The sequence below is a fragment of the Stenotrophomonas sp. AR029 genome, from assembly GCF_047520695.2.
GTDB classification, from domain to species: Bacteria; Pseudomonadota; Gammaproteobacteria; order Xanthomonadales; family Xanthomonadaceae; genus Stenotrophomonas; species Stenotrophomonas sepilia.
In genome coordinates, this window is record NZ_JAXBQQ020000002.1 from 956143 (window position 1) to 980331 (window position 24189).

Consider the following 24189-nt stretch of genomic DNA (forward strand, 5'->3'; position numbering starts at 1 on the left):
GGCAGCTGCCAACCCTGGTTGGCGCCCCTCGCCGGGCATGGCCCATCGCTACTGCAGCGCTCGCTCCAGCGCCTCCAGTTCGGCAGCCCGCGCCGTATCAGCGGGCTGGCCGGTCCTGCTCACGGCGGATCCTGCACCAGTACGTGCGGCGCGGTCGGGTCGGCCAGCGGCACGCACTGCCCCGGCTGCGCCACGCGGTGCCCGCGCACGGCCAGCGCTTGGCCATCGGCCACGCTGGCGTAGTGGTAGAGCATCATCCGCGCCTGCAGTTCGATGCTGTACTCACGCTCCAGGTCGTCCACGCCCGTGTGTGACGGGTTGCCATGCAGGCCGCAGTCGTGGGCGATCAGCTCGTTGTCGTTGGCGTAGCGCGCCAGCATCTCCGGAATCGGCCGGGTATCGCCGCTCCAGGTCAGCGCGCCCTGCAGGCGCAGGCCATAGGCCGTCTCCGGCCAGTGATGGCGCACCGGAAACACCTCCAGGCGCATCCCCTCATGCCAGAACGCCTCGCCCACCACGATCAGGTGGAAGGCATCCCAGAAGTTCGCACCGCCCTCGGCCAACACGTTCGGATAGTCAGCAATGCGCTTGTGCAGCAGCGGCACCACCGTGGCAGGCACGTACAGGCGCACCTTGCCGCGCCGGTGCGCATTGAAGAAAGTGTCCACGAACAGGCGCTCGAAGCCGGCCACATGGTCCAGGTGCACATGGGTGACGAACAGCGCCTGCGGCATGTGCCCGTAGTGCGCCTTGAACGCGGTGAGGCCTTCACCGCCGCAATCGATGGTCAGCCACGGGCGACCACCGCGCTCGATCACCGACATCGGCGATCCCAGCTCGACCGCCGACGCATTGCCGACGCCGAGGAAACGCAACGACCAGTCCATCAGGTGCCCCGGTTCCACGCCATGTCATAGGCACGGCGCAGCCGTGCGTAGTCCTTCTGCACATCTTCCACGCTGCGCTCGCCGCGCAGCTTGACCAGCGAACGCAGCAACCGCTTGAGGTTGCGTTCGCGCCAGCCGGTGGCCGGGATGCGGATCACCCCACGGTCGAAATCGATCAGCCAGCCATGGCCACTGCCATCGAACAGGATGTTGTGCGCGTTGAGGTCGGCATGGTCCAGGCCGGCACGGTGGAAACGGGCGATCAGCCGCCCGGTCTCTTCCCAGGGCGCGCCCCGGCCCGCAACCAGTGCGCGGTCGGCCAGCGAGCGCACGTCCTCGATCCGTTCCATCAGGATCGCCGCCCGGTAGCGCAGGCCTTCACGCATGTAGAACGCGGCGATCGGCCGTGGCACTGGCAGCTTCTTCTCGCGCAGCGCGCGCATCAGGCGGAATTCGGCGAAGCTGCGGGTCCGGTCCGAGCCGCGCCAGAGGTACTGGTCGTGGCTGATCCGGGCCGCCATGCCGCCGCGCAGGTAGTGGCGCAGCACGCTGGCACCGAACGGCGCATCGACGAACCAGGCGCTGCCGCGGCCGCCCTCGCCCACCGGGCGGGCCTTGCTGCCCCAGTGCTGGGGCGAGAACAGGCCAATATCGGCTTGCCGCAGCCGCTCGCGGTCGAACAGAATGGCCCCGATGCCGCGACCCTCGCGGCATGGCGTCAGCGCTTCATTGGCGTCGAATGCGACCATTTCATTGAGTCTAACAACACATGGCATCAGCGTCCTCCTCCTTGTGCCTCCTGCGCCTGTCCGCACTTGGCGATGTCACCCACGTGGTGCCCCTGGTGCGCACCCTGCAGGCCGCACGCCCGGACACGCCGATCCACTGGATCATCGACAAAGCCGGCCACAAGCTGCTCGACGGGCTGCCCGGCGTCACCTTCCATGCCTACGACAAGAAGAGCGGCATGGCCGGGGTCAAGGAACTGCGCAGGCACCTGCCACCGGGGCGCTTTGAAGCGCTGTTGCAGATGCAGGTCGCGTTCCGCGCCAACCTGCTGTCGGCCTTCATTCCGGCCGAGCGCCGCATCGGATACGACCGCAGCCGCTCCAAGGACCTGCACGGGCTCTTCATCAACGAGCGTATTCCCGATCGCCCCGGCATCCACGTGCTGGATGCCATCGGCAGCTTCTGCGAGCCGCTGGGCCTGCGCCAGACCGAAGTCAGCTGGGATCTGGCCGTGCCGCCGTCCGCCTTCGAGTGGGCCGCCGCGCAGTGGCAGGACGATGGCCGCCCGGTGCTGATGATCTCGCCCTGTTCCAGCCACGTGCGCCGCAACTGGTACGCCGACCGCTACGCCGCGGTGGCCAACCATGCCGTCCAGCGCGGCTGGCGGGTGGTGCTGTGCGGTGGCCGCAGCGAACTGGAGCGCCACATGGCCGATGCGATCCAGGCGCAGCTGCAGACGCCTGCATTGGACCTGGTCGGCAAGGACACGTTGAAGCAGCTGCCTGCCCTGCTGGCCCGCGCCAATCTGGTGATGACCCCGGACTCGGGCCCGATGCACATCGCCAACGCAATGGGCACCAAAGTACTGGGGCTGCATGCGGCCAGCAATCCGGACCGCAGCGGCCCGTACTCGGACCGCCGCTACTGCGTGGACCGCTACGACGACGCAGCGCGCAAGTACCTGGCCAAGCAGGCCACCGATCTGAAGTGGGGCACCAAGATCGAGTTCGACGATGTAATGGAACTGATTACCGTCGAAGACGGTATCGCCGCCTTCGAACGCTACGTCGCCGACCATCTGGGGTGAGCGGCGGACTGCCCGGGATCACGTGCGCTGCGCGTAATCCTGATAGGACTTCTCTTCCACGTACGCCGAACCCAGCGCCAGGTTGATCGCCTTCTTGATGCGCGCGCGCTCGTCGTTGCGCAGGTAGACACTGCGCGCCAGGTCGATGAAGCCCTGGTCGAACGCCTGCGCCTTCTCCTTCAGGCGGATGTCGTCCTCGATGTCCCACAGCTGCTCGTTGACCGCCTTCAGCTCGGCACGCAGCTTGGCGATGTCCTTCACCGCAGCCGGGTGTGCCATCCAGGTCTGCTCCAGCGCCGACAGCTCCCTGCGCACATTGGCCAGCTTGCCCTCGTCGCTGATGCGCTCGGACTTGATCTGCAGGATCGAGATCTTGTCCAGCAGCTCGCCGAAAGAAACGGGGACGAGGATTTCAGCGGTCATCGGGGAAAGCTCCAGCAAGTGATGTGTGCAGTTTAACCCGCGACTGGCGATGGGACAGTTCAGGTAGAGCCACGCCGCGCGTGGATGGTCCAGCCCTGCAGCAAGTGCATCCACCCATGGCGTGGATTTACTGATGCATCTGCTGGAACAAGCCCCTCTGTTGAGGGGCTGCCCCGACAGGGGCGGGGAGAGGCCGGCAAAGGGAGGGGCCCGAACGTTGCACGGCAACGTTTGGGGAGACGCGCAAAGCGCGTCGCGTCCCGCGCCAGATCAGGACATGGTCACTACAGCGCAACTCGCGCTGTCCATCCACGCATGACGTGGATCTACGGATGCATCTGGAGAAACAAGCCCCTCTGTTGAGGGGCTGCCCCGACAGGGGCGGGGAGAGGCCGGCAAAGGGAGGGGCCCGAACGTTGCACGGCAACGTTTGGGGCGACGCGCAAAGCGCGTCGCGTCCCGCGCCAGATAAAGAAAAAGGGCCGCCTTTCGGCAGCCCTTTTTCTTTATCTGGCGGAGAGGGGGGGATTCGAACCCCCGAGGCGCTATAAACGCCTGCCTGATTTCGAGTCAGGTACATTCAACCACTCTGCCACCTCTCCGGGTGGTCCCCGGCGGACCGGGGACGCGCATCATACGAGGAAGTGAGGCCGGCGACAAGTCATTCCGGTCAACGAAGTGAAAATTTCCTGAGTGCATGCCTTGCCGGATGCCTGCAGCCCCCCGATGATGCCTGTCTCCCCAGCAATACCCCGCCCCCGCACCCCATGATCGAATTCGGACACCTCACTCACCCCGGCCTGCGCCGCGAGCTCAACGAAGACACCTACTACGGTGACAGCGAGCTGGCCCTGTGGCTGGTGGCCGATGGCATGGGTGGCCACGCCTGCGGCGAGGTGGCCAGCGCGCTGGCGCGCGAAACCATCGTGCGCGAGATCCGCCGTGGCGCGCCGCTGGCCCAGGCCATCCGCACCGCTGACGAAGAGATCATCCGCGCCTCGCGCCGGCGCAACGACACCCTGCCGATGGGCACCACCGTGGTCGCCGCACGCGTGCAGGGCACTCGCTATGAAGTGGCATGGGTCGGTGACAGCCGCGCCTATCTGTGGCGTGACGGCCAGCTGGCCCAGCTCAGCCAGGACCACAGCGTGGTGCAGGAACTGGTCGCGCAGGGCAACCTGACGGCCGAACAGGCGCGTGCGCATCCACATCGCAACGTGGTCACCCAGGCGCTGGGCGTGACCGACCCGGCGCATCTGAACGTGGCCACCACCAGCGGTGAGCTGCGCCCGGGCATGCAGCTGCTGCTGTGCAGTGACGGCCTGACCGAGGAAGTGGACGACCGCAGCATCGCCCGCACCCTCGCCTTCGACGATGCCAGCGCGCAGGAATGCGTGGACACGCTGGTCGCGGCCGCGCTCGACGGCGGTGGCCGCGACAACATCAGCGTGATCCTGGTGCGCTGCCATTAAGCGGCAGATCCACGCCATGCGTGGATACGGCACTGCCGGCCAGCGTCCGGCAGTACCCCATGCCAGGCATTACGCGCTGGCGGGCTCTTCCACCTTCGGGCCATCCCACAAGGCGTAGCCGGCCTTCTTGCGCAGTCGTTCCAGACGCGCGCTGTGCGCTTCCAGTTCAGACGGGGTGGCCACCACGCGTGGGCGCGGCAGCAGTTTGCTGGTATCGAAGGCCTGCAGCGCGGCACCGGCGCCACCACCGTCATCGTCGCCCATGCCGAAGCCGATCTCTTCCTGGCCCGAGGTCAGCGCGATATAGACGTCGCCCAGGATCTGCGCGTCGAGCAGGCCGCCATGCAGCGCACGGTGCGAATTGTCCACGCCCAGGCGCTTGCACAGCGCATCCAGCGAATTACGCTGGCCCGGGAAGCGCTCGCGCGCCATCACCAGGGTATCGATCACCGTGCAGCGATCGGTGATCTTTCCATACTGCGGGCCCAGCAACGACAGCTCGTTGTCGAGGAAGCCCAGGTCGAACGCCGCGTTGTGGATGATCAGCTCCGCGCCATCGATGAAAGCCAGGAACTCATCGGCGATCTGCGCGAAGTCCGGCTTGTCAGCCAGGAACTCCAGGGTCAGGCCGGTGACTTCCTGCGCGCCCTGTTCGAATTCGCAGTCCGGCTTGATGTACTGGTGGTAGTTGTTGCCGGTCGGGCGGCGCTTGAACAGCTCCACGCAGCCGATTTCAACGATGCGGTTGCCCTTCTTCCATTCCAGGCCGGTGGTTTCGGTATCGAGGATGATCTGGCGCATGGACTCAGTTTACCGGGCTGGCGTCACGGATCTGGATGGCCGCGTTGCGCGCCAGGGTATCCACCCGCTCGTTGTCCGGGTCACCGGAGTGGCCCTTCACCCAGCGCCAATCGATCTGGTGCCGCAGCGTCGCCGCATGCAGGCGCTCCCACAGCTCGCGGTTCTTCACCGGGTCGCCGCCGGCGGTCTTCCAGTTCTTGCGGATCCAGCCGGGCATCCATTGGGTCAGGCCCTGCCGCACGTACTGCGAATCGGTATAGAGCACGATGTTGCACGGCTCGGTCAGCGTTTCCAGGCCGGAAATGGCCGCCATCAGCTCCATCCGGTTGTTGGTGGTGTGCGCTTCGCCGCCGCTCAGTTCACGCTCGTGGCCCTTGTAGCGCAGCAGTGCAGCCCAGCCGCCGGGGCCAGGATTGCCAAGGCAGGAGCCGTCGGTGTGGATTTCAATGGTTTTCAATACAACTCCAGATCAGGTAGCAACGGTGCCGTGCCAACGCACCGGCAACGGTTTCGGCCCGGGCAGGGCCAGCGTTCGTTTTTCAGCATGGAACAGGCAGGCCGCGCGAAGTGGCGACCAACCGCCCGGGCGACGGCTGCCGGCGCCGCGCCAGAGCGGGCCGAGGAAACGCATATCGTCGCACTCCAGCCCGTGGCGGCCGAGCAGCAGGCGGATCCGCTGCGGCGTGCGCACCACCAGCCCGTGCTGGCGCCAGTGCGTGCGGTAAGGGCTGAACGGGTTGAGGCTGCTCAGCCACAGATGGCCGCCCGGCATCAGCACGCGCTCGCACTCATCGAGCAACCGATCAGCGTCAGCTGCGGTGACATGCTGCAACACGACCGCATTGACGCTTTCATTGGCCAGCGGCAGCGGCAACGCACAGCGGGTGTCGCCGGCATAGCCGTGCCCCTGCCGGTACAGGCGCAGGCCGCGCCCGCCAAGCTGCGCATCGTCCAGCCATGCGGCACTCGGCGCGATCCACAGCCAGGGCTGCACCGGCAGCAACGACAACTGCGGCAGCAGCAGTTGCCGCTCCAGAACGCGCAGGGCTTCCGCCGGTTCGCTGTCGAACCACGGGGTCTGGCTCGCTTGACGGGTGCTCTGCAGCGCGGGCATGGTCCAATTCTATGCGACTGACTGCCCTGCCCGCATTTGCGGACAACTACATCTGGACCTTGATCGACGACGACGGTAACGCCGTGGTCGTCGATCCCGGCGATGCCGCGCCGGTGCTTGCGCTCGCCGATCAGGGCCTGCGCGTGGACACGATCCTGCTCACCCATCATCACGATGACCACATCGGTGGCGTGCCGGTGCTGCAGGCACGTTTTCCTGGAGTCCGGGTGATCGCACCCGTCGAGGAGCGCATCCCCACGGCAACCGAACGGGTCGGCGAAGGTGAACGCGTTCAGGCACTGGGTCAGGCGTTCCACGTACTATCCGTGCCCGGGCATACCCGCAGCCACATCGCGTTTCACACTGCTGAACATCTTTTCAGCGGAGATTCGTTGTTCAGCCTGGGCTGTGGACGCCTGTTCGAAGGTACGCCGTCCCAGCTGCTGGCATCGATGCGCAAGCTGGGTACCTTGCCCGCGCAACTGCTGCTTTGTTGCGCTCATGAGTACACCGTGTCAAATGCCGTCTTCGCGCGGCATGTCGACCCCGCCAACGCTGCCTTGCGGCAGCGCCAAGAGGAGGCTTTGGCCATGCGCCGCGATGACCGTTCCACCCTGCCGGTAACCCTGGCCAGCGAATTCGACTGCAATCCGTTCCTGCGTGTGCACACTGCGCCGATCCGCGCGTCGGTGTCGGCGCACCTGGGCCGTGACGTCGTTGACGACGTCGACGTGATGGCCGGTCTCCGGCACTGGAAAGACGGCTTCCGCGCATGATGCGCCGAAGTCTGCCGCTGGCCCTGGGCCTGGTCCTGGGGCTGGCCGGAACCGCCGGCGCCCAGTCGCTGGGCGCTGGCATCGGCCAGAACCTGACCGCCGCCGCGGCCCTGCCGCTGGATCCGGCCGCGTTGCCGGCCGCGTCGGTCCGCAACGGCCAGGAGATCTTCTCCAGCTTCCGCGACGGCCTGGCCGAGCCCACCTGCAATGCCGAGGCCACCAGCCCGCGCTGGCAGAAGCAGTTCGCCCACGCCCCGTCGCGCCTGGCCAACCAGGATGACGATGCACTGGTGCTGTTCGGCTATGTGGTCGAAGAGCTGCGCAAGGCCAACCTGCCTACCGAGTTCGCGCTGATTCCGTTCGTGGAAAGCGGTTACCGGCCCAATGCACGCAATGGCAGCGGCCCGACCGGCCTGTGGCAGTTCATCGCCACCACTGCGCGCAATCACCGCGTGCCCATGGCCAACGGCTACGACGGGCGCCTGTCGGCGGTCGATTCCACCCAGGCCGCAGTGCGCTACCTGAAGACCCTGCACGGCATGTTCGGCGGCGACTGGCGCCTGGCCACCATGGCCTACAACGCCGGCGAGTACCGCGTGCTGCAATCGATGCGCAAGGCCGGCATGAACGCGCAGAACGCCAAGCCCTCGGCGCTGCCCGGCCTGTCGCCGGTCACCCATGCCTACGTCGAGAAGCTGCATGCCCTGGCCTGCGTGCTGGAAGATGTGGAAGACCAGCCAGGTGTCATGGCCTCGCTGGACCGCACCGTGCCCGTACTGAAGGACCACACCCTGCCCGCCGGCACCAGCGTCCAGCAGTGGGCCGCACAGCGTGCCCTGGACCCGGCCAGGATCGTCCGCCTCAACCCCGCCCTGGCGGGCGGTGGGCGCGTCTCGTCCGGCACCACCCGCGTGCTGGCGCCGGTCTCGGCCGCCAGCGCGACCGTGGCGGACACCGCCACCGCACTGGTGGCCAGTAGCGTACCTGTTGCCGCCGCCTCGCCAGCGCCACAGGTCGCCAAGACCGTGGCCGCGATCGCCGATCGTCCGCGCAGTCGTCGCCACACCGTGCGGGATGGTGAATCGGCCTGGACCATCGCCCGCCGCTATGGCATGCCGGTCAAGGCGCTACTGTCGCTGAACGGCCTGAGCGGCAGCAGCGTGCTGAAGCCGGGCGCCGTGCTGCGCGTGGAGGACTGAGTCCGGCGCGGCACCGCCGCGCCCTGCCCGCCCCTTTGTTCTGGAGAGCCGAGCCCACGCTCGGCTTTTTTCATGCCTGCGCCCAGCAGGCGCAGTCGAGCATGGCTCGACGCTACGCATCGGCAGGCACAAAAAAGGCCCGGCATTGCCGGGCCTCTCTCATGGGTGCCGCCGCGAGGCTTACAGGTTCGCTTCGGTGGTCTGGATCATGAACTTCTTGCGCATCGCTTCGATGTAGGCCTTGGCTGCGGCCATGCCGTCGATCTGGCTCAGCTGTTCCTTCAGCTGCTTCTGCTGCTCTGCAGTCACTTCCTTGATGTCGCCCGGATTGACCTTGTTCACCGCGAACAGCAGCGCGTGGCCATTGACGTCGACCTTGCCATAGCTCGGCTTGCCTTCAGCCGGCACCGGCGCACTGAAGATCGCGCGGTTGATTTCCGGGGTCGGCACCGGCTGGCTGCGCGGCAGGCCCGGCATCGGGCTCAGCTGCAGCTTCTCGCTGGCGGCCAGCGACTGCAGGGTGGCGCCCGCCTTCAGCTTGGCCAGGATGGCATCGGCCGCCTTGTCGCTGGCCTGGCGCTGGCGATCAGCACGGATCGCAGCGATCACCTGGTCACGGGCCTTGTCCAGCGGCAGGGCCTGTTCCGGGGTGTGTGCAGCCACACGGATGACCACGCTGTGGTTGGTCGCGCCGCCCAGGGCGATCGGGTCACTGGCGGTACCGTCCTGCACCAGCACGTCGGAGAAGGCGGCACGCAGCACGGCCGGGTCAGCGGCGATGCCGCTGGCGGTCGCGCGGGTGATCGGGCCCAGGGTCTGCAGCGGCAGGTTCACTTCCTTGGCGGCGGCCGCCAGGTCGCTCGGGCTCTTGTTGATGGCATCGACCAGGCGACCGGCCAGTTCGTTGAAGCCGCGCTCGCCGTCGGCCTTCAGCTGCTCGGCAGCCAGCGTGTCACGCACTTCCTCGAACGACTTGCCCTGGCCACCGCGCACAGCGGCCACCTTGATGATGTGGTAACCGAACTCGGTCTTGACCGGGCCGATCACGTCACCGGCCTTGGCCGCAAACAGCGCGTCCTCGAACGGCTTGACCATCGCACCGCGCTCGACCCAACCCAGCTCACCGCCCTGGTCCTTGGAGCCCGGATCTTCCGAATTGGCCTTGGCCAGCGCAGCGAAGTCGGCACCGGCCGCCTTGGCTTCGGCAGCGATCCTGTTCGCCTTGGCTTCGGCGCCGTCACCGGTGATCAGGATGTGCGAGGCCTGGCGCTGCTCCGGCGAGGTGAACTTTGCCTTTTCCTCTTCATAGCGCTTGCGCAGGGTCGCTTCATCGGCCGGGACCGGTGCCGGCAGGTTCGCACCGTTGATCTCGACGTACTCCAGCGACACGCTCTCGGCCTGGCGGAAATCCTTGCCGTGGCTGTCGTACCACTGCTTGATCTGATCATCGGTGACCGGCGCGGTATCGGCCGGTACGGGCGGCAACGCGGCCAGCTCGACGTCGCGGGTTTCGCCCAGCAGCTTCAACAGGCGCTCGGTCTCGGCCTGGGTGACGAAGCCGGAGCTCTGCAGGCCCGATGGGATCACCGACTGCTGCAGGCTCTCACGCACCAGTTCCTGGAACTGGGTCGGGGTACGCGGCGGATTGCCACCGGCCAATGCCAGCCGGTAGTTGTTCTCGTTGAACTTGCCGTTCGAATCGAGGAACGCCGGCATGGTCGCGATGTATTCGCGCACAGCGCCGTCGCCGATCACCACGCCCGCCTGTTCACCGACCAGGCGCACGACCTGTTCGTCGATCAGCTGATCGAGCACGGCCATCTTGTTCTCGGTGCTCTCGAACGCGCGCGGGTCGAAGTTGTCGCCCTGCTGCTGGCGCTCACGCATGCGCTCCTGCTCGAAACGCGTGCGGAAATCCTGCGAGCTGATCTCATGGTGCTGCCACAGCATGCGCACCGGCCACCACGACGGCGCCGAACGCCACCAGGTGGGCGGCGCGGAAACCTTGGCCACGTTCTGTGCGCCAACGCCACCGAGGTAGCTGTTGTCGATCACGAACAGGAACGGAATCATCAGCAGCCCCAGGATCACGGTGACGATCCAGCCTGAGGTCTTGTCGCGGAGTTTCTGCAGCATGGTGAGGAATCACAAGGCCTGATTGGCGAGCCCGGCAGTGTAACCCGCTTCGCCGCAGGGACCAAAAGCAGCACCGACGCGGCCTGCGCCCACTTGCGCAGGCACGCACCATCAGTGCATCGGCCAACTCCATCCTGGCGCAAAGAAAAAGCCCCCGGCTTGCGCCGAGGGCTTTTAGAGTTGGCGGAGCGGACGGGACTCGAACCCGCGACCTCCGGCGTGACAGGCCAGCATTCTAACCAGCTGAACTACCGCTCCGCGCTTGAACTTTGCAGGTGCCCAGTATATCCGAAGACTCGCTGGAAACCCAGCCCGATGAACACTTTTTTCAAAGTTTTTTCACAGGGACTTAAGAAGTCTGCAATGGCGGAGCGGACGGGACTCGAACCCGCGACCTCCGGCGTGACAGGCCAGCATTCTAACCAGCTGAACTACCGCTCCGTTCTTGCAAAGACTTTTCGCCTTCCTCCCGAACCTCTCGGTGAGAAGACAAGGCCCCCAGCCTTGAACCGGGGGCCTCGATGTACTGGCGGAGCGGACGGGACTCGAACCCGCGACCTCCGGCGTGACAGGCCAGCATTCTAACCAGCTGAACTACCGCTCCACACTCAAACTTTTACCGCGGTGCTGTGGTGGGTGCTGAGGGTTTCGAACCCCCGACCCTCTCCGTGTAAAGGAGACGCTCTACCGCTGAGCTAAGCACCCCAGCGAGCCGCTTAGTTTACAGCATCCTTCAGGGCCTTGCCAGCCTTGAACGACGGATTCTTCGAAGCAGCGATCTTGATGGTGTCGCCGGTCTTCGGGTTGCGGCCGGTGCGGGCAGCACGGTCGCGGACCTGGAAGGTACCGAAGCCAACCAGGGTGACCGCATCGCCGTCCTTCAGCGCCTTGGTGATGGCAGCAACGACGGCATCGACAGCGCGGCTGGACTCTGCCTTGGTCAGGTCGGCAGCTTCAGCAACGGCATCGATCAATTCGGTCTTGTTCATTCTCTACAACTCCTTTGGCGGTGGGTTCCGCTTATTCGACAGGGAAGCAACCGCACGCCATCTGCATGCGGCCGCCATGTGGAAACGGTTCGCCGAATTCCAGCGATCACCAGACTGCGACCACTCATTCGCGAGTGCTGCTTTTATACCAGTGGCCCTACCCCCACGCAAGCTGGAAAGCCAGCAACGACGCGGGTTTCGGGCCATTGGACAGCGCGCGTCAATGCTTGACGCGCGCGTTTCCACTCGGTTTGGCCTTGCTGCGCACCGTGACACGCTGCGCACTCTTGCGCGCCTTCTTCGGTGCCAACGGACGCTCCAGCGCCAGGTCCAGGACTTCTTCGATGTACTTCACCGGCACGATCTTCAGATCGCGGGTGACGTTGGCCGGGATGTCGGCCAGGTCCTTGCGGTTCTCTTCCGGGATGATGACCGTGCGGATGCCGCCACGCAGTGCAGCCAGCAGCTTCTCCTTCAGGCCACCGATGGCAGTGACGCGACCACGCAGGGTGATCTCGCCGGTCATCGCCACATCGGCGCGCACCGGCACCCTGGTCAGCATCGACACCAGCGAGGTGACCATCGCCGCGCCGGCACTCGGGCCATCCTTCGGCGTGGCGCCATCGGGCACGTGCAGGTGTACGTCGTGCTTCTGCAGGAAGTCGCTGTCGATGCCGAAGCCGACCGCGCGCGAACGCACCACCGACAGCGCCGCCGACGCCGATTCCTTCATCACGTTGCCGAGCTGGCCGGTCAGGATCAGCTGGCCCTTGCCCGGCACCAGGGTCGATTCGATCTGCAGCAGGTCGCCACCGACTTCGGTCCAGGCCAGGCCGGTGACCAGGCCGATTTCATTCTCTTCCTCGGCACGGCCGAAGTCGAAGCGACGCACGCCCAGGTACTTGTCCAGGTTCTTGCTGGACACGCTCACCAGCGCCTTCTTCTTCGCGCCCTTCTTCGCCTTCGCTGCCGGCTGCGGGCCAGCCAGCGCGATCTCCTTCACCACCTTGCGGCAGATCTTGGCGATCTCGCGTTCCAGGTTGCGCACGCCCGATTCACGCGTGTAGTAGCGCACGATGTCCTGGATGGCATCACTGCCGATCTCCAGCTCTTCCGGCTGCAGGCCGTTGGCCTTGACCTGCTTCGGCACCAGGTAGCGGGTCGCGATGTTGAGCTTCTCGTCCTCGGTGTAGCCGGGGATGCGGATCACTTCCATGCGGTCCAGCAGCGGGCCGGGAATGTTGAGCGAGTTCGAGGTCGCCACGAACATCACTTCGGACAGGTCCAGGTCCACTTCCAGGTAGTGGTCGTTGAATGCGTTGTTCTGCTCCGGATCGAGCACTTCCAGCAGCGCCGAAGACGGATCGCCACGGAAGTCCATCGACATCTTGTCGATCTCGTCGAGCACGAACAGCGGGTTCTTGCTGCCGACCTTGTTGAGGTTCTGCACGATGCGGCCCGGCATGGAACCGACGTAGGTACGGCGGTGGCCACGGATTTCGGCCTCGTCGCGAACGCCGCCCAGCGACATGCGCACGAACTTGCGGTTGGTGGCCTTGGCAATGGACTGGCCCAGCGAGGTCTTGCCCACGCCCGGCGGCCCGACCAGGCACAGGATCGGGCCCTTCATCTGCTTCACGCGCGACTGCACCGCCAGGTATTCAAGAATGCGCTCCTTGACCTTCTCCAGGCCGTAGTGGTCGGCATCGAGCGTATCCTGCGCGACCTTCAGGTCCTTGCGCACCTTGCTGCGCTTCTTCCACGGCACGCCCAGCAGCCACTCCAGGTAGTTGCGCACGACGGCGGCTTCGGCCGACATCGGCGACATCTGCTTGAGCTTGTTCAGTTCATTGCGCGCCTTGGCTTCAACCGCCTTCGGCATGCCGGCCTCGGCAATCTTGCGGGCCAGTTCTTCCAGCTCGCCCGGCGCGTCGTCCAGGTCACCCAGTTCCTTCTGGATGGCCTTCATCTGTTCGTTGAGGTAGTACTCGCGCTGGCTCTTCTCCATCTGCGACTTCACGCGGCCGCGGATGCGCTTCTCCATCTGCTGCACGTCGATCTCGCCGTCGACCAGGCCGACCAGCATCTCCAGGCGGTCACCGACGGCCAGCGTTTCCAGCAGGCGCTGCTTGTCGGCCAGGCGCACGCTGATGTGCGCAGCGATGGTGTCGGCCAGGCGCGCCGGCTCATCGATGCCCGACAGCGTCTGCAGCAGCTCCGGCGGCAGCTTGCGGTTGGTCTTCACGTACTGCTCGAACAGCGACATCAGCGAGCGGGCAATCGCCTCGACCTCGCGCGCCTCGCGCTCGTCGGTGGCGTCGATCTCCACGGCCTGGCCATGCAGCGAGCCGTCGCGCTCGTCGACGTGGGTGACCTGCACGCGCGACAGGCCTTCAACCAGCACCTTGATGGTGCCGTCGGGCAGCTTCAGCAGCTGCAGCACCTGCGCCAGCGTGCCAACCTGGTAGAGGTCGGCCGCATGCGGGTCGTCGGTCTCGGCCGACTTCTGCGCCAGCAGCAGGATGCGCTTGTCCGCCTCCATTGCCTGTTCGAGCGCGTGCATGGACTTGTCACGGCCGACGAACAGCGGGATGACCATGTGCGGGAACACCACTACGTCGCGCAGCGGCAGGACCGGCAGGTCGAGGGTTTCACTTGGGGAACGGGCCATGGGGGCTCCAGGGAAGGGGGAAAACCGCCTCCGGGAGGGCATCTTCCGGAGACAAAAAAAGCCGATGGCCCCGTTATGGGGCCATCGGCTTTCAGATGCAAGGCATTCCTTGAAAATCCTTTCCAATCAACAACCTGGAAGGATCACTCGGCGCCTGCGGCCTTCTGTTCAGGGGCCGCCGGGGTCTGGTAGATCAGGTACGGCTCGGACTTGTGCTCGATCACCGATTCGTCCACGACCACCTTGCTGACGTTCTCCTGCGACGGCAGGTCATACATGGTGTCCAGCAGGACCGATTCGACGATGGTGCGCAGGCCACGGGCGCCGGTCTTGCGCTTGAGCGCCTTCCTGGCGATGGCCGACAAAGCGTCCGGACGGAACTCCAGCTCGACGTTCTCCATCTCGAACAGCTTCTTGAACTGCTTGGTGATGGCGTTCTTCGGCTCGGTCAGGATCTTGATCAGGGCCGGCTCGTCCAGCTCCTCCAGGGTCGCGACCACCGGCAGGCGGCCGACGAACTCGGGAATCAGGCCGAACTTGATCAGGTCTTCCGGCTCGACTTCCGCCAGCACCTTGCCCACTTCCTGCTTGCGCTCGCTGCTCTTCACCTTGGCGCCGAAGCCGATGCTGCCGACGTCGGTGGAACGCGCCTGGATCACCTTGTCCAGCCCGGCAAACGCGCCGCCGCAGATGAACAGGATGTTCTTGGTGTCCACCTGCAGGAATTCCTGCTGCGGGTGCTTGCGGCCGCCCTGCGGCGGAACGCTGGCCACGGTGCCTTCGATCAGCTTCAGCAGGGCCTGCTGCACGCCTTCGCCGGACACGTCGCGGGTGATCGACGGGTTCTCGCTCTTGCGCGAGATCTTGTCGATTTCATCGATGTAGACGATGCCCTGCTGCGCCTTCTCGACGTCGTAGTCGCACTTCTGCAGCAGCTTCTGGATGATGTTCTCCACGTCCTCGCCCACGTAACCGGCTTCGGTCAGCGTGGTGGCGTCGGCCATGGTGAACGGCACGTTGAGCAGGCGGGCCAGGGTCTCGGCCAGCAGCGTCTTGCCCGAACCGGTCGGGCCGACCAGCAGGATGTTCGACTTCGCCAGTTCGACGTCGTCGTTCTTCTGCCGGCTCTCGATGCGCTTGTAGTGGTTGTACACGGCCACTGCCAGCGTGCGCTTGGCACGGTTCTGGCCGATCACGTACTGGTCGAGGACCTCGAGGATCTCGCGCGGCTTGGGCAGCGAACTGCGCGCCGACTGCGCCTTTTCCTCAAGTTCCTCACGGATGATGTCGTTGCACAGCTCCACGCACTCATCGCAGATGAACACGCTCGGACCCGCAATCAGCTTGCGCACTTCATGCTGGCTCTTGCCGCAGAAAGAGCAGTAGAGGATCTTGCCGGTGTCCGTGGAACGACCTTGGCGGTCTTCGCTCATGCTTCGCTTACCCAGTTACCCCCCCCGCTGAACGGGGGTTCGATTCGAGAATAGCACAGGGCCGAGGGGACACCAGTCCCACCCGACCCTGCAGGAACGAGGCCTCCCTGGCCCCGTGAAGGCCGGTCAGCCGGCCTGGATCGACTCATCCGGACGACGCTCCAGGACCTGATCGACCAGACCGTAGGCCTGCGCCTCGAAGGCGCTCTTGAAGTTGTCGCGCTCGGTATCACGGGCGATCGTCTCCAGCGACTGGCCGGTGTGCTTGGCCAGCACCTCGTTCAGGCGCGAACGCAGGGTCAGGATCTCGCGCGCGTGGATGTCGATGTCGGTGGCCTGGCCCTGGTAGCCACCCAGCGGCTGATGGATCATCACGCGCGAGTTCGGCAGCGCATAGCGCTTGCCGGCTTCGCCCGCGGCCAGCAGCAGGGCGCCCATCGAGGCGGCCTGGCCGATGCAGGTGGTGCTCACATTCGGCTTGATGTACTGCATGGTGTCGTAGATCGCCATGCCGGCGGTGACCACGCCACCCGGCGAGTTGATGTAGATGTTGATGTCCTTTTCCGGGTTTTCCGATTCAAGGAACAGCAGCTGCGCCACCACCACGTTGGCCATGTGATCGTCGATCGGACCCACGAGGAAGATCAGGCGCTCCTTCAACAGGCGCGAATAGATGTCGTAGGCACGCTCGCCGCGGCTGGTCTGCTCGACCACCATCGGAACCAGGTTCAGGGCTTTGGTTCGGTTGTCCATTACGTGAGGTACCTATCTTGGGGGGCAACAACCCCGCGCCGGCAAAGGCGCGGGGCATCCGGTGATCCGCCCGGGCTTACTGGCGGATCGCGTCCTGGAACGACAGCTTCTCTTCGGTGTGCTGGGCACGCTCGGCGATCCAGTCGATCACCTGCTCTTCCATCACACGGTTCTGCAGGCCAGACATCAACTGGGGGTCGTTGCGGTACATCTCAATGACCTGCTCCGGCTCTTCGTAGGTCGAAGCGATCAGACGCATCGTTTCATTCAGGCGCTTGGCTTCCAGGCGCAGGTCGTTGATGCGGGCCACTTCACCGACCAGCAGGCCGACCAGCACGCGCTTGGCGGCAGCGTCCTTGAAGCCTTCGTGGGCATCGGCCGGGATCTCGCCGACGTTCTGGCCGTTGCGGCGCAGCTGCTCGACCTGCTGGGCCAGCATGGCGCGGGCTTCGTTTTCGACCAGGCGCGGCGGCATTTCGACCGAGGAGTAGGCCGCGATCAGCTGCTCGCCCACTTCGCGGCGCAGGCGGTTCATCAACGCACCCTTCAGCTCGCGCTCCAGGTTGGCGCGGATGTCGCTGCGGAACTGCTCCACATCGCCGCCCTTCACGCCGAAGCTCTTGATGAAGGCTTCGTCGACCGCCGGCACGACCGGCTCGGAGACCTCGGTGACCTTGACGGTGACCTGCACGGTCTTGCCGGCCAGCACCGGCACGCGCCAGTCAGCCGGGAACTCGACGTCCAGGGTCTTCTCTTCGCCCTTGGCCAGGCCGACCAGGCCCTTCTCGATGGTGTCGAACATCATGCCCTGGCCGAGCACGATCGAACCCTTCTCGGTGCCCTCGGCCGGCAGGCGCTCTTCGCCGGCCTGCGACCAGGTTTCCACCGCGACCAGGTCACCGTCCTGCGCGCCACGGCTGACCGGGGCCCAGGTACGGCGCTGGTTCTGCAGGTTCTCGATCATCTGGTCGATGTCGGCGTCGGTGATCTCGGCGGTATGGCGCACGACGGTCAGCTTGCTGACGTCGATGTCGCCGAAGTCCGGCACCACTTCCACGGTGGCGACGAAGGAGAACTCACCCTCGTCGCCCTTGTCGATGCGCGGGCTGCCGACGATGCGCAGGTCGTGCTCGCGCACGGCTGCATCGAAGGTTTCGCGCAGCAGGCCGTCCAGCGCCTCGCCACGGACCTGCGCGCCGAAGCGCTGCTCGATCACCTTGGCCGGCACCTTGCCCGGACGGAAGCCCTTGATGCGGGTGGTACGGGCGATTTCGCCGAGGCGGCCGACGATGTGGCTCTGCAGACGCTCTTCCGGCAGCGAGAAGCTCAGGCGGCGTTCCAGGTTGCCGGTGGATTCGATCGAAGCTTGCATGTTGACTCCTGCCACCGGTGGCCCAGGCCCCCGGCTCGATGATTGGAATGAAACGGTTGTAAGGACGCGACGTCTGGGACGCGCCTGCTTGCCGCAGCCCTTTAGTTTCGCCCAATTCGGCCTGCACTGCCAGCGCGTGCCGGTCAAGGGGGCGCAGATGGCCCGATCAGGGCGGGGACAGGCCGGCACTGGTGCGAAAGGGGGGACTCGAACCCCCACGCCTTGCGGCACTGGAACCTAAATCCAGGGCGTCTACCAATTCCGCCACTTTCGCGTGGCCGGCGCAGGTGTTCATTGTCGCAGGCGATGACGGGAAGCGGAAGGCCTGCACAAAACTGAACATGGCAATTGTGCGCAGCCCGCGCGTTGAACCACCCCGGCGAGCGCAAGCTCATCCGGGGTGGCGGGGTTCACTGCTGCGGCCTGGCCTTGGCCGACGCCGTATCGGCACCCTGCCCGGCTGCAGGATCCACCTCGCGGATCTCCACGCCCCCGTCGCCGGTGCGCCGCAGGGCCGCCGACTCCGGCGTGGCCTTGCGCACATCCACCGAACCATCCGCATTGCGCTGCACGTCCACCGCATCGGGCAGGGCCTCCCGCTCTGCCGGCTGAGCCGGCTGCATCTGCATGGCCTCACCGACCGGGCGTGCAGGAGCACTTTCAGTGCCAGCATCGCGTTCGACGGTCTGCGCGGGATCGTCGGCGGGCGCGCAGGCCGCCAGTGCCAGCAACGCGAAGGAAACCCACAGCGTGCGGTGCAATCGATTGATATGAGCCATCAACATCGTCCTTCGTGCATGCGCCGTCGGCGCGGAAGATCCATTGGGTGCGATGCAGGATGCGATGCGGTGAGATGCAGCGCACAGCATTGATAACACTGATGACGCGTATGACCCTGATTTCAGCATTGCTTCAGTCGATCCACGCCATGCGCGGATGAAATGCCCCCCAGCGAACAGGCAAGAAAAAAGCCACTTGGCGGACCAAGTGGGAAGCTGCCGCGCATTCGCGCCGCAGCCCCACGCTTTGCGCGGCAAAGCGCGGGCCCCACTTCATCAGCCGCCACATCCCCGCGGCTTCGCCGTGCCCCCTTGACTCAAGGGGGCTCCACTCCAGCCAGCACCGCTGGCATCTGCAGATGCCCCTCAGCGAACAGGCAAGAAAAAAGCCACTTGGCGGACCAAGTGGCTTTTGTCTGGTGGGCTGTCAAGGATTCGAACCTTGGACCTATTGATTAAGAGTCAACTGCTCTACCAACTGAGCTAACAGCCCGAAATCGGGGCGCGAATTATGACCCGATCCGCTCGGTGGGTGCAAGCACTTTTTTCAACGCGGTTGAAACCAGCACTGCGGGGCCCGCTCCTGCTGCAGATCCACGCCAAACGGGTTCTGCAACGCGTGATCCATCGGAACGATGGGAGTCACACCTATAAGAAAAAAGCCACCTGGCGTACCAGGTGGCTTCTGTCTTGGTGGGCCGTCAAGGATTCGAACCTTGGACCTATTGATTAAGAGTCAACTGCTCTACCAACTGAGCTAACGGCCCGTGAAACTCAGACGCACATTGTAGCGTGCCTTCTGTTTATTGCAATACCGTTTCGGCTGCGCCGATGCGGTTGAATCAGTGGGGTGGCTGAGGGGATTCGAACCCCCGACCACCGGAATCACAATCCGGTACTCTAACCAACTGAGCTACAGCCACCACTGAAACTTTCGCTCCATCGCCGATATCACTGACGCTGGAACCTTGAACATTGCCTGGGGACTGTCACCGAAGCTGCGGTCCGCCGAAGCGAGTCCGATATTCTGGTGGAGTCCTTGCGCTTTTGCAAGCACTTCTTCACATCCGTCGATGCGATCCCGGTGCTCGCCAATGGCGCGCCCGACAGGAATCGAACCTGTAACCGCCGGCTTAGAAGGCCGGTGCTCTATCCAGTTGAGCTACGGGCGCCCGAACCGGAACGGTGTCCAATCCGACGTGGCGTGGGATTGGTCGGGGTAGAGGGATTCGAACCCCCGACATCCTGCTCCCAAAGCAGGCGCGCTACCAGACTGCGCTATACCCCGGTCTTGCAATCCCCTCGGGTTGGGCCCGGGGAGTTGGTCATTGTCGCCAAGCGCGTTGGGAACTGTCAACGAAGGATGCACAGATCCCGGGCCTGCCACAACGCCGAAAGCAGTCATCGGCTATGCTGACGCCCATCGGCCGGATGGCCGTCCCGACCTTCATTCGCACGGAGAACACGCATGCGCAGCGGCAACCCGGCTCTTTCCGAGTCGACTTTCCTCGACCTCGCCAGTGGCTCGGTAGTGACCAGCCCCGACCAGGCCATGACCCTCAACGGCACCGCCAACAAGACCGGCATCCTGCTGCTGTTGACCGTGCTGACCGCGGCGTTCGCCTGGAGCCAGGCGGTCGACGAGTACGGCCAGATTTCCGGCAGCGCGAGCCTGTACGCCATCGGTGGCGCGATCGGCGGCCTGGTGCTGGCATTGATCACCATCTTCAAGAAGGAATGGTCGCCGGTCACCGCGCCGATGTACGCACTGGTCGAAGGCCTGTTCCTGGGCGCCGTGTCGGCCCTGTTCAACATGAAGTATCCGGGCATCGTGTTCCAGGCGGTGCTGCTGACCTTCGGCACCCTGGCCGCCCTGCTGTTCGCATACCGCAGCGGCCTGATCAAGGCCACCGAGAACTTCAAGATGGGCGTGGTGGCCGCCACCGGCGGCATCGCCCTGCTCTACCTGGCCTCGTTCGTGCTGGGCTTCTTCAACATCAACGTGCCGGTGATCCACGACTCCAGCTGGCTGGGCATTGCCTTCAGCCTCTTCGTGGTGGTCGTGGCCGCGCTGAACCTGGTGCTGGACTTCGATTTCATCGAGACCGGCGTGGCCCAGCGCGCGCCCAAGTACATGGAGTGGTATGGCGCATTCGGCCTGATGGTGACCCTGGTCTGGCTGTATGTGGAGTTCCTGCGCCTGCTGTCGAAGATCCAGCAGCGCTGAACCAGGCAGAGCCATGAACGACAAAGGGCGCCTTCGGGGCGCCCTTTTCTCTTTGTAACGCGTGGCTGCATTTCCCGGCTAGCCAGCCACGCCAGCCTGTGCAGCGTAGTGCGCCGCAAGGTGTTCGACCAGCGCTCGCACCTTGGGCGCGAGCGCACGTGCATGCGGGTACAACGCGAAGTAGCGCCGCTGGCCGGCATGCCAGGCCGGCAGCACGCGGATCAGACGACCGGCGCGCAGATCCTCCTGCACGGTCAGCGCGGTGAACAGGCTGATGCCCATTCCGGCCAGCGCGGCGGCGTACAGCGCGGGCGTGGCATCCACGCGCAGGCTCTGCCCGGCTTCAACGCTCACGCTGGCGCCGCGCGGTCCCAGCAACCGCCAGGGCGGCATTGACGGCGTGGGACTGAAACCCAGCAGCGTGTGCTGCTCCAGATCCACAGCGTGCCGTGGCAGGCCATGGCGCGCCAGGTAGACCGGTGCGGCGACCAGGATGCGCGGGCAGCTGGCCAGCTCGCGCGCAACGAGTTGGCTGTCCGGCAATGAAGCTGCAATGCGCAGCGCCAGGTCGAAACCACCACCGACCACATCCACCACCTGATCATCCGCCGACAGGTCCAGCGTGACCTGCGGGTAACGCTGCAGGAACGAGGGCAGCCAGTGGGGCAGCTCCTGGCTGGCCACCACCTGCGGCACGCTGATCCGCACGCTGCCGCTGGGCTGCGCCTGCCCGGCGCGAGCACGATCATCCGCCTCCTGCAGGCGGTCCAGCAGCGTTGCCGCCTCGCGGTAGTAATCGCGCCCGGCCTCGGTCAATGACAGCCGACGGCTGTTGCGATCGAGCAGGCGTACCTGCAGGTGCTCTTCCAGCTGCCGCAGTTGCCGCGACATCGCCGAGTGGGTGGTCCCCAGGCGCTCGGCGGCCGCAGTGAAACTGCCCGCGTCAACGATGGCGCGCAGCGCACGCAGGGCGGCGAAGTGATCCATCGGCGGGCAGCTCCACGTGGCGGGGCCCACGGCATGCGGGCCCCGCCAGCTTATCAAGCGCCGTCACCGGCCTTGCGTACCGGCAGCGCGAGGATCGCGTCGGTGCTCATGACATCGCCGAAGGCGTCTTCGATCTGCGCCAGCGAGGCCTCATGCAGCGCGCGATGGCCGATGCGACGGCCGCCGGCCAGATCCAGATCGCGGCTGGCGCTGGCATCGGACGAGACGATCACCCGGTAGCCGCGCGGAGCCGCTGCCGCGTCGCGCGCAGCACCGGCCACGCAGGCGTGGGTCTGCAGGCCGGTGACGATCAGGGTGTCGATGCCGGCGTTCTTCAGCATCGGGTCGAGCACCGCGGCGGACGCGCCGGCGAACACGCTGACATTGTCCTTCTGCACCACGGTCTCGCCCTGGCGCGGCTGCAGGTCGCGATGGAAGGCGGCATTGACGCTGCCCTGCGCGAACAGGGGTGCGCCGGCTGGCAGCACGTGCTGGACATGGATCACGCGGATGCCGTGGGCATCGGCGAATTCGACTACCCGCCTGGCCTGGCGCAGTGCGGCCTCGCCATCGGGAATGACCATGCGGCCACCCGCAAAGCCCGGTACAGCCTTGGCATCGAAGTACTCGTTCTGGAAGTCGATCACCAGCACGGCAGTCTTCGCCGCATCCAGCGAGGTCGCGACCGGCGCACCCGCCATATGGCGGATGGTGGGATGGGCCGGCTCGGCAGCAGCAAGCGGGAGGGTGGCGGTCATGCCGATCAGGCTGGCCAGGCCGAAGGCGGTGAGGTTCATGTTCAAGCTCCGGTGCATTGGGAAGTGGGCACAGGATGCCGATCACATTACGCACGAACCAGCCGCCCAGCGGCACATGATCTGTGCGATATACGCACAGAAAATCCCCTGTAGAGGCACCCCATGGGTGGCTGCGGACCGTAGGGGCCCCGTCATCCACGCATGGCGTGGATCTACCGAGCCAGCCCACAACGCAACGGGGCGCCCGAAGGCGCCCCGCTGTGGATCCAACCGAGGTCGGCCGGCCGCTTACAGGCGGCTGGCGATGGCCTGGGCAAAGCTCATGGTGGTACCGGTGCCACCCAGGTCGCCGGTCAGCGAGTCCTTGGCTTCCATGGTCGCCACGATGGCCTTGCGCAGGCGCTCGGCATTCTCCGGCTGGCCGATGTGGTCCAGCATCTGCGCGGCCGCCAGCAGCAGCGCACACGGATTGGCCTTGCCCTGGCCGGCGATGTCCGGCGCGGTGCCGTGCACGGCTTCGAAGATCGCCGCGTCCTTGCCGATGTTGGCACCCGGAGCCAGGCCCAGGCCGCCGACCAGGCCGGCGCACAGGTCGGAGATGATGTCGCCGAACAGGTTGGTGGTGACGATCACATCGAACTGTTCCGGACGCATCACCAGCTGCATGCAGCAGTTGTCGACGATCATTTCCTGGAACTCGATGTCCGGGTACTGCGCGGCGACTTCACGGGCGACATTCAGGAACAGGCCCGAGGTCGACTTGATGATGTTGGCCTTGTGCACGGCGGTGACCTTCTTGCGGCCGGTGCTCTTGGCCAGCTCGAAGGCGTAGCGCACGATGCGCTCGGAGCCCTTGCGGGTGATGCGGGTGCCGGAGAAGGCGGTCTCGCCATCGGCCGACACTTCCTGGCCTTCGGCCAGGTAGGCACCTTCGGTGTTCTCACGGACGGTGATCAGGTCGACGTTGTCGAAACGCGACTTGGTGTTCGGGAAGGTGTGGGCCGGACGCACGTTGGCGTACAGGTCGAAGTGGCGGCGCAGGCTGACGTTGATCGAGGTGAAGCCACCGCCGACCGGGGTGGTCAGCGGGCTCTTCAGCGCGACCTTGTTGCGCGCGATCGATTCCAGGGTCACCGCCGGCATCAGGTCGCCGTGCTTTTCCAGGGCCACCAGGCCGGCGTCGGCGTCTTCGTACTCCAGACCAGTCTTGAGCTGGTCGAGCACGAACAGGGTGGCGTCCATGATTTCCGGGCCAATGCCGTCGCCGCGGATGACCGTAATTTTCTGCGTCATTGATCGATGTTCCGAACAGGGGGAAAAACGCCGTCCGGACGTGCCCGGAAACGCCGGCGCAAAGGAAGTTTCACCGGCAATTATGCCTGAGCCGGGGCCGAGGTCCCAAATAGACCATGGTCCCAGTCCCCGGCTCAGGCAGAATTGCCCGCGCATCCCTCCTCTACCCCCGCCTGTCGGCGCGCCCCTTCAACAAGAAGGGGCTCCTGGGCTGTTGGATCGCGGGACAGGCCCCCTCGCGGGCCCGGTAGTGCCGGCCGCTGGCCGGCATCCCCTGAACCCGACATGGCCGGGGTTGCCGGC

Annotated in this window: 21 protein-coding genes and 11 tRNA genes; 5 read left to right on the top strand and 27 right to left on the bottom strand. The window is 65.5% G+C overall.

Going from position 1 to position 24189, the window contains the following annotated elements; genetic code table 11:
• Window positions 1-119 precede the first annotated feature (119 nt).
• Window positions 120-887 (bottom strand): MBL fold metallo-hydrolase, encoded by a 768-nt coding sequence (locus tag ACM0PB_RS10980; protein ID WP_005415485.1) that lies wholly within the window; start codon window positions 885-887, stop codon window positions 120-122.
• Window positions 887-1636: a 3-deoxy-D-manno-octulosonic acid kinase gene (locus ACM0PB_RS10985; protein ID WP_005415484.1), complete on the bottom strand. Its 750-nt coding sequence runs from the start codon at window positions 1634-1636 to the stop codon at window positions 887-889. Before ACM0PB_RS10985 ends, ACM0PB_RS10980 begins: the two co-directional genes overlap by 1 nt.
• A gap of 20 nt (window positions 1637-1656) precedes the next feature.
• On the opposite strand from ACM0PB_RS10985, the gene ACM0PB_RS10990 reads away from it, so the two are divergent.
• Window positions 1657-2703: a glycosyltransferase family 9 protein gene (locus tag ACM0PB_RS10990; protein WP_005415483.1), complete on the top strand. Its 1047-nt coding sequence runs from the start codon at window positions 1657-1659 to the stop codon at window positions 2701-2703.
• Between the two features lie 18 nt (window positions 2704-2721).
• Here ACM0PB_RS10990 and ACM0PB_RS10995 read toward each other — a convergent pair whose 3' ends face one another.
• Window positions 2722-3126, bottom strand: a complete 405-nt coding sequence (locus tag ACM0PB_RS10995) for a DUF6165 family protein (protein WP_005415482.1) — start codon at window positions 3124-3126, stop codon at window positions 2722-2724.
• Between the two features lie 511 nt (window positions 3127-3637).
• Window positions 3638-3728: transfer RNA gene (locus tag ACM0PB_RS11000), tRNA-Ser, on the bottom strand.
• 165 nt (window positions 3729-3893) lie between these two features.
• On the opposite strand from ACM0PB_RS11000, the gene ACM0PB_RS11005 reads away from it, so the two are divergent.
• Window positions 3894-4598, top strand: a complete 705-nt coding sequence (locus tag ACM0PB_RS11005) for a PP2C family protein-serine/threonine phosphatase (RefSeq protein ID WP_065185798.1) — start codon at window positions 3894-3896, stop codon at window positions 4596-4598.
• Window positions 4599-4667: 69 nt separating this feature from the next.
• Here ACM0PB_RS11005 and dnaQ read toward each other — a convergent pair whose 3' ends face one another.
• Genes dnaQ through ACM0PB_RS11020 form a run of 3 tightly spaced genes read right to left on the bottom strand, consistent with a single transcriptional unit; the run spans window position 4668 to window position 6513 of the window.
• The gene (gene dnaQ / locus ACM0PB_RS11010) at window positions 4668-5399 is read right to left on the bottom strand and encodes a DNA polymerase III subunit epsilon (protein ID WP_005415480.1); all 732 of its coding nucleotides are present in this window, start codon (window positions 5397-5399) and stop codon (window positions 4668-4670) included.
• Between the two features lie 4 nt (window positions 5400-5403).
• Window positions 5404-5856, bottom strand: a complete 453-nt coding sequence (rnhA, locus tag ACM0PB_RS11015; protein WP_005408275.1) for a ribonuclease HI — start codon at window positions 5854-5856, stop codon at window positions 5404-5406.
• A gap of 12 nt (window positions 5857-5868) precedes the next feature.
• Window positions 5869-6513 (bottom strand): methyltransferase domain-containing protein, encoded by a 645-nt coding sequence (locus ACM0PB_RS11020; protein WP_065185797.1) that lies wholly within the window; start codon window positions 6511-6513, stop codon window positions 5869-5871.
• An 11-nt stretch (window positions 6514-6524) separates the two neighbouring features.
• On the opposite strand from ACM0PB_RS11020, the gene gloB reads away from it, so the two are divergent.
• Both gloB and ACM0PB_RS11030 read left to right on the top strand, forming a co-directional pair.
• Window positions 6525-7289, top strand: coding sequence for a hydroxyacylglutathione hydrolase (gene gloB, locus ACM0PB_RS11025; RefSeq protein ID WP_065177986.1), 765 nt, complete (start codon window positions 6525-6527; stop codon window positions 7287-7289).
• The gene (locus ACM0PB_RS11030) at window positions 7286-8488 is read left to right on the top strand and encodes a lytic transglycosylase domain-containing protein (protein ID WP_065185795.1); all 1203 of its coding nucleotides are present in this window, start codon (window positions 7286-7288) and stop codon (window positions 8486-8488) included. The genes gloB and ACM0PB_RS11030 overlap by 4 nt, the downstream gene beginning before the upstream one ends.
• A gap of 180 nt (window positions 8489-8668) precedes the next feature.
• Here ACM0PB_RS11030 and ACM0PB_RS11035 read toward each other — a convergent pair whose 3' ends face one another.
• The 17 genes from ACM0PB_RS11035 to ACM0PB_RS11115 all read right to left on the bottom strand — a co-directional run bounded on the left by ACM0PB_RS11035 (window position 8669) and on the right by ACM0PB_RS11115 (window position 19909).
• Window positions 8669-10624: a peptidyl-prolyl cis-trans isomerase gene (locus ACM0PB_RS11035; RefSeq protein WP_164093288.1), complete on the bottom strand. Its 1956-nt coding sequence runs from the start codon at window positions 10622-10624 to the stop codon at window positions 8669-8671.
• A 181-nt stretch (window positions 10625-10805) separates the two neighbouring features.
• Window positions 10806-10882 (bottom strand) — tRNA-Asp (locus ACM0PB_RS11040).
• Between the two features lie 106 nt (window positions 10883-10988).
• Window positions 10989-11065, bottom strand: a tRNA-Asp gene (locus ACM0PB_RS11045).
• Window positions 11066-11151: 86 nt separating this feature from the next.
• Window positions 11152-11228, bottom strand: a tRNA-Asp gene (locus ACM0PB_RS11050).
• A 26-nt stretch (window positions 11229-11254) separates the two neighbouring features.
• Window positions 11255-11329: transfer RNA gene (locus ACM0PB_RS11055), tRNA-Val, on the bottom strand.
• 11 nt (window positions 11330-11340) lie between these two features.
• On the bottom strand, window positions 11341-11613 hold the full coding sequence (gene hbs / locus ACM0PB_RS11060) for a non-specific DNA-binding protein Hbs (protein ID WP_005408270.1): 273 nt from the start codon (window positions 11611-11613) through the stop codon (window positions 11341-11343).
• 220 nt (window positions 11614-11833) lie between these two features.
• Window positions 11834-14284, bottom strand: coding sequence for an endopeptidase La (gene lon / locus ACM0PB_RS11065; protein ID WP_005415470.1), 2451 nt, complete (start codon window positions 14282-14284; stop codon window positions 11834-11836).
• A 143-nt stretch (window positions 14285-14427) separates the two neighbouring features.
• Window positions 14428-15717, bottom strand: coding sequence for an ATP-dependent Clp protease ATP-binding subunit ClpX (clpX, locus tag ACM0PB_RS11070; RefSeq protein ID WP_004154600.1), 1290 nt, complete (start codon window positions 15715-15717; stop codon window positions 14428-14430).
• A gap of 126 nt (window positions 15718-15843) precedes the next feature.
• Window positions 15844-16470: an ATP-dependent Clp endopeptidase proteolytic subunit ClpP gene (gene clpP, locus ACM0PB_RS11075; RefSeq protein WP_004146318.1), complete on the bottom strand. Its 627-nt coding sequence runs from the start codon at window positions 16468-16470 to the stop codon at window positions 15844-15846.
• Window positions 16471-16546: 76 nt separating this feature from the next.
• Window positions 16547-17842 (bottom strand): trigger factor, encoded by a 1296-nt coding sequence (tig, locus tag ACM0PB_RS11080; protein WP_005415468.1) that lies wholly within the window; start codon window positions 17840-17842, stop codon window positions 16547-16549.
• A gap of 189 nt (window positions 17843-18031) precedes the next feature.
• Window positions 18032-18116: transfer RNA gene (locus ACM0PB_RS11085), tRNA-Leu, on the bottom strand.
• Window positions 18117-18252: 136 nt separating this feature from the next.
• Entirely contained in the window at window positions 18253-18621 is a 369-nt protein-coding gene (locus tag ACM0PB_RS11090; RefSeq protein ID WP_053500976.1) for a hypothetical protein, read from the bottom strand.
• A 417-nt stretch (window positions 18622-19038) separates the two neighbouring features.
• Window positions 19039-19114 (bottom strand) — tRNA-Lys (locus tag ACM0PB_RS11095).
• A gap of 198 nt (window positions 19115-19312) precedes the next feature.
• Window positions 19313-19388, bottom strand: a tRNA-Lys gene (locus ACM0PB_RS11100).
• Between the two features lie 79 nt (window positions 19389-19467).
• A tRNA-His gene (locus tag ACM0PB_RS11105) sits at window positions 19468-19544 on the bottom strand.
• A gap of 172 nt (window positions 19545-19716) precedes the next feature.
• Window positions 19717-19793 (bottom strand) — tRNA-Arg (locus tag ACM0PB_RS11110).
• 39 nt (window positions 19794-19832) lie between these two features.
• A tRNA-Pro gene (locus ACM0PB_RS11115) sits at window positions 19833-19909 on the bottom strand.
• A gap of 180 nt (window positions 19910-20089) precedes the next feature.
• Between ACM0PB_RS11115 and ACM0PB_RS11120 the strand changes: the two genes are divergently transcribed.
• On the top strand, window positions 20090-20848 hold the full coding sequence (locus ACM0PB_RS11120; RefSeq protein WP_005415466.1) for a Bax inhibitor-1/YccA family protein: 759 nt from the start codon (window positions 20090-20092) through the stop codon (window positions 20846-20848).
• A 78-nt stretch (window positions 20849-20926) separates the two neighbouring features.
• Here ACM0PB_RS11120 and ACM0PB_RS11125 read toward each other — a convergent pair whose 3' ends face one another.
• From ACM0PB_RS11125 to ACM0PB_RS11135, 3 genes are all read right to left on the bottom strand, one after another.
• The gene (locus tag ACM0PB_RS11125; RefSeq protein WP_414604910.1) at window positions 20927-21835 is read right to left on the bottom strand and encodes a LysR family transcriptional regulator; all 909 of its coding nucleotides are present in this window, start codon (window positions 21833-21835) and stop codon (window positions 20927-20929) included.
• A gap of 53 nt (window positions 21836-21888) precedes the next feature.
• Entirely contained in the window at window positions 21889-22632 is a 744-nt protein-coding gene (locus tag ACM0PB_RS11130; RefSeq protein ID WP_065179771.1) for a cysteine hydrolase family protein, read from the bottom strand.
• Window positions 22633-22881: 249 nt separating this feature from the next.
• Window positions 22882-23886 (bottom strand): isocitrate dehydrogenase, encoded by a 1005-nt coding sequence (locus tag ACM0PB_RS11135; RefSeq protein ID WP_033835461.1) that lies wholly within the window; start codon window positions 23884-23886, stop codon window positions 22882-22884.
• Between the last annotated feature and the right edge of the window lie 303 nt (window positions 23887-24189).